The sequence below is a fragment of the Miltoncostaea marina genome (assembly GCF_018141525.1).
Taxonomy (GTDB): Bacteria; Actinomycetota; Thermoleophilia; order Miltoncostaeales; family Miltoncostaeaceae; genus Miltoncostaea; species Miltoncostaea marina.
On record NZ_CP064655.1, the window covers coordinates 2,090,873 to 2,103,520 of the forward strand.

The 12,648-nt window shown below is 76.6% G+C and carries 12 protein-coding genes; 3 read left to right on the forward strand and 9 right to left on the reverse strand.

Annotated features, from left to right (window positions below; all coding sequences use genetic code 11):
- Positions 1-62 precede the first annotated feature (62 nt).
- From murD to ITJ85_RS10505, 9 genes are all read right to left on the reverse strand, one after another.
- Positions 63-1,394 carry a UDP-N-acetylmuramoyl-L-alanine--D-glutamate ligase gene (gene murD / locus ITJ85_RS10465; protein ID WP_217913047.1) on the reverse strand — a complete coding sequence of 444 codons (1,332 nt, stop codon included), beginning with the start codon at positions 1,392-1,394 and terminating at the stop codon, positions 63-65.
- Entirely contained in the window at positions 1,375-2,742 is a 1,368-nt protein-coding gene (locus tag ITJ85_RS10470) for a MurL-like N-terminal domain-containing (protein ID WP_217913048.1), read from the reverse strand. The genes murD and ITJ85_RS10470 overlap by 20 nt, the downstream gene beginning before the upstream one ends.
- Positions 2,739-3,725: a phospho-N-acetylmuramoyl-pentapeptide-transferase gene (gene mraY, locus ITJ85_RS10475; RefSeq protein WP_217913049.1), complete on the reverse strand. Its 987-nt coding sequence runs from the start codon at positions 3,723-3,725 to the stop codon at positions 2,739-2,741. Before mraY ends, ITJ85_RS10470 begins: the two co-directional genes overlap by 4 nt.
- A gap of 3 nt (positions 3,726-3,728) precedes the next feature.
- Positions 3,729-5,036, reverse strand: coding sequence for a UDP-N-acetylmuramoyl-tripeptide--D-alanyl-D-alanine ligase (locus ITJ85_RS10480; protein ID WP_217913050.1), 1,308 nt, complete (start codon positions 5,034-5,036; stop codon positions 3,729-3,731).
- On the reverse strand, positions 5,033-6,517 hold the full coding sequence (locus ITJ85_RS10485; protein WP_217913051.1) for a UDP-N-acetylmuramoyl-L-alanyl-D-glutamate--2,6-diaminopimelate ligase: 1,485 nt from the start codon (positions 6,515-6,517) through the stop codon (positions 5,033-5,035). The genes ITJ85_RS10480 and ITJ85_RS10485 overlap by 4 nt, the downstream gene beginning before the upstream one ends.
- Positions 6,518-6,552: 35 nt before the next feature.
- Complete coding sequence (locus ITJ85_RS10490; RefSeq protein WP_217913052.1) at positions 6,553-8,286, reverse strand: peptidoglycan D,D-transpeptidase FtsI family protein; 1,734 nt, start codon at positions 8,284-8,286, stop codon at positions 6,553-6,555.
- Positions 8,286-8,543 (reverse strand): FtsB/FtsL family cell division protein, encoded by a 258-nt coding sequence (locus ITJ85_RS10495; protein WP_217913053.1) that lies wholly within the window; start codon positions 8,541-8,543, stop codon positions 8,286-8,288. The genes ITJ85_RS10490 and ITJ85_RS10495 overlap by 1 nt, the downstream gene beginning before the upstream one ends.
- Positions 8,544-8,716: 173 nt before the next feature.
- Positions 8,717-9,694: a 16S rRNA (cytosine(1402)-N(4))-methyltransferase RsmH gene (gene rsmH / locus ITJ85_RS10500; protein ID WP_217913054.1), complete on the reverse strand. Its 978-nt coding sequence runs from the start codon at positions 9,692-9,694 to the stop codon at positions 8,717-8,719.
- Entirely contained in the window at positions 9,663-10,115 is a 453-nt protein-coding gene (locus ITJ85_RS10505; RefSeq protein ID WP_217913055.1) for a division/cell wall cluster transcriptional repressor MraZ, read from the reverse strand. The genes rsmH and ITJ85_RS10505 overlap by 32 nt, the downstream gene beginning before the upstream one ends.
- 330 nt (positions 10,116-10,445) lie before the next feature.
- On the opposite strand from ITJ85_RS10505, the gene ITJ85_RS10510 reads away from it, so the two are divergent.
- The 3 genes from ITJ85_RS10510 (at position 10,446) to ITJ85_RS10520 (ending at position 12,644) form a co-directional block, all read left to right on the forward strand.
- A complete protein-coding gene (locus ITJ85_RS10510; protein WP_217913056.1) occupies positions 10,446-10,757 on the forward strand; it encodes a hypothetical protein in 312 nt (103 codons plus the stop codon).
- Between the two features lie 148 nt (positions 10,758-10,905).
- Positions 10,906-11,766: a Ppx/GppA phosphatase family protein gene (locus ITJ85_RS10515; protein WP_217913057.1), complete on the forward strand. Its 861-nt coding sequence runs from the start codon at positions 10,906-10,908 to the stop codon at positions 11,764-11,766.
- Positions 11,763-12,644, forward strand: coding sequence for an ExeA family protein (locus tag ITJ85_RS10520; RefSeq protein ID WP_217913058.1), 882 nt, complete (start codon positions 11,763-11,765; stop codon positions 12,642-12,644). Before ITJ85_RS10515 ends, ITJ85_RS10520 begins: the two co-directional genes overlap by 4 nt.
- Positions 12,645-12,648 lie beyond the last annotated feature (4 nt).

The following is a 12,648-nucleotide window of genomic DNA, read 5'->3' on the forward strand; positions in this document are numbered from 1 at the left end:
GGAGCGGGGGGCGGCCACGGTCCCGACCCTTTCGCCGGGCCCGGCCCCCTCCCTGCCCGCCCTCAGCCGGCCGGGTCCCCCCGGACGAGCGCGGCGAAGGCGTCGCCGCGGGCGGCGAAGTCGCGGAAGTCGTCGCCAGTCGGCGCGCCGGGCGACAGCAGCACGGCGCCGCCGGCCGGCGCCATGGCCGCGGCGCGCGCGACGGCGTCGGCGAGGTCGTCCGCCATGGCGACCGGCACCGGCCCGCCCCGGCCGGCGGGCGGCTCGGCGGCGACGCGCTCCAGCGCACGGGCGCCGTTGCCGGGCAGCCCGACGATGCCGGCCACCGCGTCGCCGGCCGCCGCGTAGGCCGCGAGCGGCGCGTAGTCCTGGCCGCGGTCGCGCCCCCCCACCAGCAGCACCACCGGCCGGGGCGCCAGCGCGCGCGCGGCGGCCACCGTGGCCTCCGGGATCGTGGCGATGCTGTCGTCGACCCACAGCACGCCGCCGCGCTCGGCGACGGGCTCCAGCCGGTGGGCGAGCGGCCGGAAGGTGGCCAGCGCCCCGGCCAGCCCGTCCGTCGGCACGCCGGCCGCCTCCAGCGCCGCGAGCGCCGCGCAGACGTTGTCGAGGTTGTGCTCGCCCATCAGCGCGATCCCCGCGCGCGGCGCGAGGGGCCGGCCGGCCCGCGTGACGCCCTCCGGGCCGGCGTCGAAGCCCTCCGGCGAGCGGAACCAGCGCGGGTTGGGCAGGCGCGCCGCCACCGCCCGCACGCCCGGGTCGGCGGCGTTCGCCACCGAGGTCATGCCGGGGCGGTGGGCGAACAGGGCCAGCTTGTCCTCGCGGTAGCGCTCGGGCGTGCCGTGCCAGTCGGTGTGCTCGCGGTGCAGGTTGAGCAGCACCCCGACCGGCGGCGAGGCGTCGAGGTCGCTCGTCTGGAAGCTCGAGAGCTCCAGCACCCAGAGGTCGACGTCGGCCTCGTCCTCCCCCGCGAGCTCCACGAGCGGCACGCCGATGTTGCCGCCCAGGCGCACGCGCAGGCCGGCGGCCGCCGCCAGGTGGGCGATGAGGGCGCTCGTGGTGCTCTTGCCCTTCGTCCCGGTGACGCCGATCGCCCGCGCGTCCGGGTGCTCGCCGAACCAGAGGTTGGTGCCGGTGGTGAGCGTCACGCCCGCCGCCGCCAGGCGCGCCACCTCCGGCCGGTAGCGGCTGATGCCGGGCGAGCGCACGACGACGTCGCAGCCGAGCAGCGCCGCCGGGTCGTCCAGCACCCCCTCCCCGCCCGCGCCGCCCTCGTCGACCAGGGTCAGCGGCGTCCCGGGCAGGCGCTCGGCGACGGCCCGGACCACGGCGCGGCCCTCGCGCCCGAGGCCCCAGACGCCGACCCGGCGCCCCTCAAGGTCCGAGAAGCGCACCGGCCGCCCGCAGGTGGCGCTCGGGGATCGCGTGCTCGCCCGCCGGGGTCAGCCAGGGGGCGACCGCGCCGGGGTCGGGCGGCCCGGCGAGCGGGCCGAGGCGCTCGACGATCGCCGCGCCCGCCCACTGCGGCGACGCGGCCAGGGCGCGCATGGCGGCCCGCGCCTCGTCGACCTCGCCGACGCACTCGAACGGCTTGTCGGCGTCGATGCCGAGGATCGCCCGGTAGCCGTCCTCGCCCGCCGGGTCGTCGAGCAGGTCGCGCCCGAAGGTCCCCACGAGCGCCTCGCGCGGCGTGAACGGGGCGAGCGCCAGGAACACGAAGCGGCACTTCGGGCACTCGCCGCACCACCCCGAGGCGGCCGGCCGGTCGATGCGGAAGACCCGGTTGCAGCTCATGAAGGTGCCGTGGTGCTCCGGCAGCGCCGCGAAGGCGCGGCTGATCGCGAGCTCCGACCAGGGCCGCAGCAGCGAGAAGACGCGCAGGTCGCCCGCCACCTCGCGGCGCACCAGCTCGGCGAGGTCCCGCTCGCTCCCCCAGCCCTTCGAGTGCTGGTGGTTGACGACGCCCCCGTACTCCGGCCACTCGAACGACCCGGCCGAGGCCGAGCGCTCGTTGGACATCACCACCGCGTCGCAGCCGTGCAGCAGCGCCGCCACGATCGCCGCGCAGGTGACGATCGCGGTCACGGGCACGTGGCCGTTGAGCGCGCCGGCCCGGTTGAGCGCGAACAGCGCCGGGTCGAGCTCGCGCTCGACGTGCAGCATCGGCACGGCCTCGATGCGGGCGGCGGCGTCGGCGGACGCCTTGCGGCCCACCGAGAAGGCCAGCACGTCCTCGCCGGCCCTCGCGAGCGCCGCCAGGCTCACCACCGAGTCCTTGCCGCCACCCACGGGCACGAGCGAGCGGGGCCCCGCGCCGAGGGTGGGCGCCGCCTCGGGCGCCGGCCGCCCGGCGGGGAACGCGATCGCCCGGCCCACGCCGGGCAGGCGGTTGCGCCAGGCGAACTCGGCGAGGCCGCCGCGCCAGAGGCGCTCGAGCGCGCGCGCCGCCTCCGGCGAGGGCGGCTCGCCCTCGACCTCGATGCGCGGCGGCACGGCGGCCTTGTAGTACGACACCCCGGCCACCAGGTGCAGCAGGCGCACGGCCGCGTCGAGCGCCCAGCGGCGCGCCGGGTCGGGCGGGGACCCGGCGGGGAGGGGGAAGCGGAACGTCTCGGTGAAGGCGTGCCCCGGCTCGAGCGCGTAGCCGAGGCGCACCTCGCCGGTGGCCCAGTCGGCCCGCGCGCCGGCGAACCGGAACGCGCGCACCGACCCGGGGTCGAAGGCCGGGGCGGGCGCGCTCACGGCGCGATGCTCTGCAGGTCGCGGAAGTAGAGCGTGAAGCCGACCCCCGCGAACATGGCGGCCAGCAGCCAGAAGCGCACGATGATCTTCGTCTCGCTCCACGCCGCCATCTCGAAGTGGTGGTGGACCGGCGTCATCAGGAAGACGCGCGCCTTGAAGCGCTTGAACACGATCACCTGGATGATCACCGACAGCGCCTCGGCCACGAAGACGGCGCCGATCACGATGAGCAGGATCTCGGTCTTGGTCATCACGGCCATGGCGGCGATCGCCCCGCCGATCGCGTACGAGCCGGTGTCGCCCATGAAGACGGCGGCCGGGAACGAGTTGAACCACAGGAAGCCCACGCACGAGCCGACGAGGGCGGCGCCGAAGATGGCCAGATCGCGCTGGTCGGAGACGAACGCGATCGCCGTGTAGGCCAGCAGCACGATGCCGGCCACGCCCGCCGCCAGCCCGTCCAGGCCGTCGGTCAGGTTGACCGCGTTCGCGAAGCCCGAGACCACGAGGAAGACGACCACGAAGAAGGCGACCGCGCCGATCTCGAACGACTCGTCGAGCACCGGCACCACCAGCGTGGTCGGCAGGCCCACGACGTCCACCGCCGCCCACACGAGCACCGCTGCCACCACGAGCAGCCCGAGCATGCGCCACTTGCCCGCCAGGCCCAGCGAGCGCTTCTGGACGATCTTCATGAAGTCGTCCACGAAGCCGATCGCCCCGCAGGCCAGCGTGGCGAACAGCACCAGCATCGCCTCGGTGCTGCGGCTCGACAGGATCACGAACGGCAGGGTGGTCGACAGCAGGATCAGCAGCCCGCCCATCGTGGGCGTGCCCTGCTTCTCGGCGTGGGCGTCCGGGATGAGCCCGGCCGGCCGCACGAACTGGCCAACCTCGTTGCGGCGCAGCCAGGCGATGAACTTCGGCCCCAGGAACATGAGGAGCGTCGCCGCCGTGATGGCGGCGATGAGGACGCGCGGCACGGGCTAGGCGCCCACGGTCAGGGCGTCGGCGACCCGCTCCAGCCGCATGGAGCGCGAGCCCTTCAGCAGCACGGCGTCGCCCGGCTCCACGAGCGCCGGCACCCGCTCGAGGGCCGCCTCGACGGTCGGCAGGTGCACCGTCGCCAGGCCGTCCGCGCCCTCGGCGTAGGCGGCCGCCCGCTCGCCCACCGCCACGAGGAGGTCGATGCCCTCCGCGGCTGCGGCCTCGCCCACCTCGCGGTGGTAGCGCAGCTCGTCGGGCCCGAGCTCCATCATGTCGGCGAGCACGGCCACGCGGCGGCCGGGCCGGCGGGCCAGGTCGGCCAGCGCGGCGCGCATCGCGAGCGGGTTGGCGTTGTAGCAGTCCTCGATCAGGACGCCGCCGCCGGCCAGCGGCCGCTCCTGGCCGCGCATGGCCGACAGCGCGATCTCCACCCGGGTGCCGGCCGGCGGCTCGTGGCCGAGCGCCCGGCAGCAGGCGAGCGCGGCCGCCGCATTGCGCAGCTCCCACGCCTTGCTCAGGCTCCAGTCGAGGTCGAGGTAGGGCGCGTCGCCGAACCGCACCACCGTCACGGCCGGGTCGAGGCCCTCCAGGTGCGGCTCGAGCAGCGGCTCGTCGGCCGGCACGACGGCGGTGCCACCGGGCCGCAGCGCGGTCAGGAGCTCGGCCTTCGCCGCGGCGACCGCCTCGACCGTGCCGAGCAGCTCGAGGTGCACCGGGCCGATCGCGGTGATGCAGGCCACGTCCGGCGGGGCCAGCGCGGCGAGCTCGGCGATCTGGCCGGTCCCCCGCATGCCCATCTCGACCACGGCGACCTCCGTGCCTTCGGCCATCGCCGCCAGCGACATCGGCACGCCGACCTCCGTGTTGCGGTTGCCCGGCGTGCCCTCGGCGGCCACGCCGGCCGCGCGCAGCAGCGCAACGACGATGTCCTTCGTCGTCGTCTTGCCCGTGGCGCCGGTGATCGCCACCACGCGCGCGCCGGTGCGCTCGAGGGCCAGGCGCCCGAGCGCGCCGAGCACGGCGACCGGGTCGGGCGCCACGATCACGGGCTTGCGGATCGCCAGGGCGTCACCCTCGATCCAGCGCCAGGCCGACTCCCCCACCACCGCGGCGGCGGCGCCGTCGCGGAGCGCGTCGGGCGCGTGCTGGCCGCCGTCGGCCGACTCCCCGCGAACGCCCACGAACAGCGCGCCCGCCTCCGGGGCGCGCGAGTCCACGAAGGCGCCCTCGATCTCGGTGTCGGGGCTGCCGACCGGCAGGCGCGCCTCGACGCCGGACCTCAGGATGTCGTTGACGGTGAGCTTCATGCGGCGGCTCCGCTCCCCTCGAGGATCTCGCGCGCGACCCGGCGGTCGTCGAACGGCGTCACCACCCCGTCGCGCTCCTGTCCCTGCTCGTGCCCCTTGCCGGCCACGACCACCACGTCGCCGCGGCCCGCGCGTCCGATCGCGGCGGCGATGGCCGCCCGCCGGTCCGGCTCCACCACCAGGTCGGCCGCACCGCGCGCGCCGGCGAGGATCTCCGCGATGATCGCATCGGGGTCCTCGCTGCGCGGGTTGTCCGATGTGACCACCACCACGTCGGCCAGGCGGCGGGCCACCTCGCCCATCTGGGGCCGCTTGCCCCGGTCGCGGTCGCCGCCGCACCCGAACACCGCGATGAGGCGTCCGCCGCCGACCAGGTCGCGCGCCGCCCGCAGCACGTTGTCGAGCGAGTCCGGCGTGTGGGCGTAGTCCACGATCACCGGGAAGGGCTGCCCGCCCTCGACCGCCTCGAAGCGCCCGGGCACGCCGGCGACCGCCGCGATGCCGGCGGCCACCGCCTCGTGCGGCAGGCCGAGCAGCTCCCCGACCGCCACGACGCCGGTCAGGTTGGCGAGGTTGAAGCGGCCCCGCAGGCGGCTCGCGATCTCGACCGGCCCGCGCGGCGTGGCGATGCGCGCGCGGATCCCACTGTCGAGGCCCGTCACCCGCTCCGGCCGCACGTCGGCCGGCGAGTCGGCCGCGTAGCCGAGCGCGCCGGTCTCGCGGGCCAGGCGGGCGCCGTACGGGTCGTCGAGGTTGGCCGCGCCGGGGGGATCGTCGCCCTCGCCCTCGGGCCGGGCGAACAGGGCGCGCTTGGCGAGGTAGTACGACTCCACGTCGGGGTGGTAGTCGAGGTGGTCGCGCGTGAGGTTGGTGAACAGGGCCGCGGCGAAGCGCGTGCCGGCCACCCGTCGCTGGTCGAGCGCGTGGGAGGAGACCTCCATGGCGCAGGCGCGGTCGCCGGCGGCGCGCATGCGGGCGAACAGCCCCTGCAGGGCGATCGGATCGGGGGTCGTGTGGGCCGCGGGCACCGCATCGCCGCCGACCCGCACCTCGATCGTGCCGACGAGGCCGCAGGGCCGCCCGGAGGCCTCGAGCACCGCGCGCAGCAGCACGGCGCAGGTGGTCTTGCCGTTGGTGCCGGTCACGCCGACCACCTGCAGGTCGCGGGAGGGGTGACCGTGCACGGCCGACGCGGCCAGGGCGGCGCCGAGGCGGGCGTCGGGCACCACCACCTGGGGCACCGGCAGGTCGAGCGGCCGCTCCACCAGCAGCGCCGCGGCGCCCCGCGCCACGGCGTCGGCGGCGAAGTCGTGGCCGTCGGCGCGGATGCCGGGGATGGCGCAGAAGAGCGCCCCGGGGCCGGCCGCGTCGGCCCGGTGCACGACCGAGGCGATGGCGACGGCGCCGGGGGCCGGGGCGCCGGAGGGCGTCGCGGCGGGCCGCGCCCCGGGCACCTCCCGGATGAGGTCCTCCAGGGTCATGCGGGGCCGCACACTACCACGCCCCCCGGCCGGGATCAGGGCAGGATTCGCAGGCTATGCAGGGACAACTCGGCGATCTCCTCGAACGCCGGAGCCGCCACGTCGCCGCCGTAGTAGGCGCCCGACGGCTCGTCCACCACCACCGCGACCAGCAGCTGGGGGTCGTCCGCCGGGACGTACCCGACGAACGAGGACGTGTAGAGGGTGTCGCTGTACTCGCCGGTGTCGGGGTCGATCTTGTTCGCCGTGCCGGTCTTGCCGGCCACCTCGTAGCCCTTCACCTGGGCGAGCTCGGCGGTGCCGTCGGTGGATACCACCTTGCGCAGCATGCCGTCGACCTGGCGGGCGGTCGCGGCGGTCATGATGCGCCGCCCCGCCGGCACGGGGGCGGGCTCGCCGTCGACCTCGTTGATCACGTGCGGTTGCACCAGCGTGCCGCCGTTGGCGACGGCGGCGAACGCGCGGGTGAGCTGGATGAGCGAGACGCCGATGCCCTGGCCGATCGGGATGTTGAGGATCGAGGTGCCCGACCAGCGGTCGGCCGGCAGCACCAGCCCCTCGACCTCGCCGGGGTAGTCGATGCCGGTGCGCGAGCCGAAGCCGAAGCGCTCGATCCAGGCCTGGATGCGCTCCTTGCCCAGCAGCTCGGCGATCTTCACCGTGCCGATGTTGCTCGACTGCTCGAGGATCTGGGAGGCGGTCAGCGAGACCGGGCCCCGCTCGTGGGCGTCCTCGAGCTCGCGGTCGTAGAGCTTGTAGACCGGGGGCAGGTGGAACAGCGTGGTGGGCTCGACGACGCCGTCCTCCAGCGCCCCGGCCATCGTCACGATCTTGAAGGTCGAGCCGGGCTCGAACGTGTCGGTGACCGGCCGGTTGGCCTCCAGGTCGGCGTTGAAGCTCTGCCGGCGGTTGGGGTTGTAGCGGGGCACCGTCGCCATCGCGAGGATCGAGCCGTCGCGCGGGTCCATGGCGATGGCCATCGCGCTGCGCGCCTCGTACTTCTCGCGGGTGGCCGCCAGCGTCGACTCCATCTGGTCCTGGATGACCGGGTCGATGGTCAGCTTCACGTCGCTGCCGCGCCGCGCGGGCGTGTCGGAGAGCACCTGGATCGGCCGCTGGAAGACGTCGCGCACCTCCACGCGACGGCCCGGGGTGCCGGTGAGGGTCTCGTCGAGGCTGCGCTCGAGCCCCGAGATGCCCTGGTGCTCGTCGCCGGTCAGGCCCAGCAGCTGCGCGGCGCGCATGCCGCCCGGGTAGAAGCGCTGGTAGGTGTCGGCGAAGTGGATGCCGGCGATGCCCAGGTCGCGCGCCCGGTCGGCCGCCGCCGGCGTCACGTTGCGGGCCAGCACGGCGTAGGTGCCGCCCTTGGCGAGGGTGTTGGCCAGCTCGTTGGGGTCGCGCCGCAGCACGGGCCCGAGGCGGGCCGCCACCCCCTGCGGGTCGGTGATCAGGTTGGGCGTCGCGGTGACGTCGACCGCCAGCCGGTCGGTGGCGAGGTCCGTGCCGTCGCGGGCCGTGATCGATCCCCGCTGGGCGAGCAGGTCGATCTCGTGGCGGCTCTGGGCCAGCGACCGCGACGAGAGGTCGTCGGCCCGCACCGTGCCGAGCCAGAAGGCGCGGCCGCCGAGGGCGACCATCAGCACGATCGCCCCGAGCGCGAGCAGGCGGATGCGCCGCGAGCGGTCGCGGGGGCTGAGGCCCTTCGGCCGGGACGCCGGCCGGCGCGGCGGCCGGCGCGGGGTCGGCCTGCGCGGCGTGCCCGGCGGCATCAGCGCGCCGCCGGCGGGTCCAGGTAGGTGACCGAGTCGCTCTCCGGCGCGATCATGCCGAGCTTCTGCTGGGCGGTGCGGCGCACGGAGGCGTTGCGCTGCTCGAGGTCGCTCTTGAGGCGCGCGGTCTGGCCCTCGACCACGCGGGCCCGCTCGATGACCTTGCCGGTCTCGTTGGTGAGCGTGAGCTTGGCGACGTTGACGAACACGATCCCGCCGAGCACCAGCGCGATCAGCGGGATGAGCAGCGGGCGCACGTTGACGCGCCTGCGCGCGGCGCCCCGGGGACGCGGCCGCGTGGTGGCGCGGCGGCGGGACGGCGCGGGCGCCGGCGCCGGGCGCGGGCGAGCGGGCGCCGGGCGCGGGCGGGCCGTCGCCGGGCGCGCCCGCGCGGGGGCCGCGGCCGCCGCCGCCCGGGACGCCCGCGCGCTCACGGCGCCTCCTCCAGGCGGCGCACGCCCCGCAGCAGCGCCGAGCGGGCCCGCGGGTTGCGGTCGAGCTCGGCCTGGCGCGGGCGCTTGGCCTTGGCTGCGAGCAGCGCGGCCTCCGCCTCGCGCCCGCAGCCGCACACCGGCATCTCGGGCGGGCAGATGCAGCCCCGGGTGCGGTCCCGCATGAACCGCTTGACCATCCGGTCCTCGAGCGAGTGGAACGAGATCACCGCCAGGCGGCCGCCCGGCGCGAGCAGCTCCCACGCCGCGGCGAGGCCGCGCTCGAGGGAGCCGAGCTCGTCGTTGACCGCGATCCGCAGCGCCTGGAAGACGCGCTTGGCGGGGTGGCCGCCCGCGAACAGGGCCGGCGTCGGCACCGCCGAGCGCACGACCTCCACGAGGTCGCCCGTGGTGGTGATGGGCTCCTGCGCCCGCCGGCGCACGATGGCCCGGGCGATCTGGCGGGCGTAGCGCTCCTCGCCGTAGGTGCGCATGAGGTCGGCCAGCTCGCGCTCCGAGGCGGTCGCCACGATGTCGGCCGCCGAGGCGCCGGCGTGGGGGTCCATCCGCATGTCGAGCGGCGCCTGGCGCGAGTAGGAGAAGCCGCGCTCGGGGCGGTCGACCTGCATCGACGACAGGCCCAGGTCCATCAGCACGACGTCCGCGCGCACGCCCTCCGCCGCGAGCGCGGGCAGGGCGTCGGCGAAGTTCGCGCCCACGAAGCGGGTGGCGCAGACCACGTCGGCCGCGAGCTCGGCGAACCAGCCGCGCGCCTCGGGGTCGCGGTCGACCGCGATGTAGCGGCCGCGCTCGCCGAGCAGCGGGGCGATGCGGCGCGCGTGGCCGCCGGCGCCGAACGTGCAGTCGACGACGGTCTCGCCGGCCCGCGGGGCCAGCATCGCGACGACCTCCTCCGCGAGGACGGGCTCGTGGCCGCGCGCGGGGCTACGAGACTCGAGCGGCAAGGCGCTTGGCATGGTGGGACACCCCCTCACGGCGGAACTTGGCGAAGCGTTCGGCGATGCGGCCGGGCTCCCAGATCTCCAGGTACTCGCCGGTCCCGACGAGGCGCACCTTGTTGTCCTCGATGCCCGCGTGCTCGCGCAGCTCCGCGGTCAACGGGATCCGGCCCTGCTTGTCGAGCTCGTGGTGGAACGCGCCGGCGCTCAGGAACCGGTTCAGCTCGCGGGCCTCGTCGTCGAGCACGCTCATCGTCCCGAAGGTCCGGTCGATGAGCGACGTCCACTCGGCGCTCGGCACCACCACGAGGCACTCGTCGATCCACCAGCCCACCATCGCCCCCTCGGCGAAGGGCTCTCGGAGGCGGGCCGGAATGGCCAGTCGGAACCGATTGTCGAGGCTGCACTCATACATCCCGCTGAGCAGCCGACGTTGCATTGCCCCACGCTACCCCACCTCTCCCCACATGACAAACCAATCTCCCCCAACGTCCACCACCCTGTTCCCCCACGCACCCCCGCGCAACCCCCGCCGTCACACTGGCGTCCGCGCAACGGGCGTTGCGCGGCGCGGCGGTGGTGACCCGAGACGTCCCACCCGCGGTACTCGCCGCCGGGGTTCCCGCACGAGTCGTGAGATCGGTCGTCGAAGAGTCCTGAGCGCTGACCTCAGATCTCGGCTCCTGCAGAGTCGCTCGACGACCCGCGTGTCCACCTGACCCAGTGGGAACACTTGTTCGCGTCCGAGGGGCGAACTACAGTTCCCCCCATGCACGCACACGCGCACCGCCTCGACGCCACCGCCCCCGCCCCCCGGCCCGGCCGCCCCGCCCTGCGCGCCGTGCCGTCGCCCGAGCCGCGACGGCGCCTGCGCGCCCCCGCGGCGGGGACGGTCGCCCTCTACGCCCTCGGCCTGGTGGCGGGCTTCCTGCTGAGCGCGGCCGCCTCGGCGCCGGGCGGCGCCGACGTCGTGGGCGGCCAGCTCCAGCTGGCCGGGGCCGCCGTGGTGGTCGGCGGCCTCGCGCTGCTGCGGGCGCGGGCGGTCGCCCGGCGGGCCCGCCGCCGCGGCGCGCGCGCATAGGCGCCGCCGCGGCGCGCGCGCATAGGCGCCGCCGCGGCGCTGTAACACCTCACGCGGGCCTGCCCCGCCCGGGGGGCCGCGGGTACACTCGGCGGGCCGACGTGAGCCCCTCGTGACCGATGCCCCGGACCCACCCGACGCGGCGCCGATGGCGGCGATCGACGTCGGATCGAACACCACGCGCCTGCTGGTGGCGCGCGTGCGGGGCGGCCGGGTGGAGCCGATCGCCGACGGCAGCGCCATGACCGCCCTCGGCGCCGGACTGCGCGGGGGCGGCCAGATCGGCCCGGAGGCGCTCGACCTGGCCGCCGAGACCGTCCACCGCATGGCCGAGGAGGCGCGCGGCCTCGGCGCCGTCCGCCTGCTGGTGGCGTGCACCGCGCCCGCCCGCACGGCGGCGAACGCCCCCGAGCTGCTGGCCCGCCTGGCCGAGGCCGCGGGTGTGGCCCCGCGCGCCCTCTCCGGCGCCGAGGAGGCCGCGCTCTCCTTCCGCGGCATGGTCGCCGCGGGCGCGCCCGATCCGCTGCTGGCCGTCGACCTCGGCGGCGGCAGCCTCGAGCTGATGGGCGGCGAGGGCGGCCGCCTGCGCTGGGCGACCTCGCTGCCGGTCGGCGCCCGGTCGCTCACCGAGCGCTTCGCCCCGGCCGACCCCCCTTCGCTCGACCTCGCGGCGCCGATGATCGCGGCGGTCCAGGTGATGCTCGAGGCCGTCGAGCTGCCGCTGGCCGCGCGCGAGGCGGTCGCGACCGGCGGATCGGCGCTGGCCCTCGCCGCGCTCGCCGGCACGGAGCGCCTCGACGGCGAGGCGCTGCTGCGCGCGGTGGAGCGCATCGCCGGCGCGCCGGCCGCCGACGTCGCCGCCGAGGCGGGCGTCGAGCCGGCGCGCCTGCGCCTCTCCCTGGCCGGCGCGGCCGCCCTCGAGGCCGTGCGGCGCACGTTCGGGCTCGACGCGCTGCTGGTGAGCGGGGCCGGCCTGCGCGAGGGGCTGCTGCTGGAGGCGGCGGCGTGAGCGCCTCCGCCGCGCGGCCGCCGGCGCCCGCCTACCTCGCCCACTGGGGGCTCGCCGAGGCGCCCTTCCGCCTGGAGCCCGATCCGCGCTTCGCCTACGAGCGCTCCGACCACCGGGAGGGGCTCGCGCGCGTGCTGTTCGGCATCACCCAGCTCGGCGGCCTGGTGGTGATCACCGGCGAGATCGGCTCGGGCAAGACCCTGCTCGCCCAGACGCTGGTCGAGGTCCTCCACGGCGAGGGCTACCACGTGGCCACGGTCGCCAACCCGCCCCGCACTGCCGCCGCCCTGCTGGCGGCCGCCCTGCCGGCGATGGGTGGCGAGCCCGCCGGCGGCTCGGCCGCGCGTCTGGCCGGCCGGGTGCGCGAGCGGCTCGCCGAGGCCGAGCGCGAGGGCCGGCGCGTCGTGCTCGTGATCGACGAGGCCCAGCGCCTCGACCCCCGCGCCCTCGACGAGGTCCGGATGCTCACCAACCCCGGCGACCGCGGCGCCGGGGCGCCCGTCGTGCTGCTGGGCCAGCCGGAGCTGACGGTGCGCGTGGAGCGCCTGCCCCAGGTCTCCCAGCGGGTGGTCGTGCGGTACCACCTGGGGCCGATGAGCGCCGAGGAGGTCGACGCCTACGCCCGTCACCGCGCCCGGGTCGCGGGCGCGGAGCGGCGCATCCTCTCCGAGCGCGGCGCGCGGGCGGTCCACGAGGAGACCGGCGGCATCCCGCGCCTCGTCAACATGCTGCTCGCGAACGCCTTGTTCGTGGCCGCGGGGCGGGGCGGGACCCAGATCGGGGAGGACGACATCCGCGACCTCGCGGAGGACCGCCGCATGAGCCTCGAGGCGGCCGAGGCCTCCGCCGAGGCGTCCGGCATGGGCGACCGCGCGTGAGGCG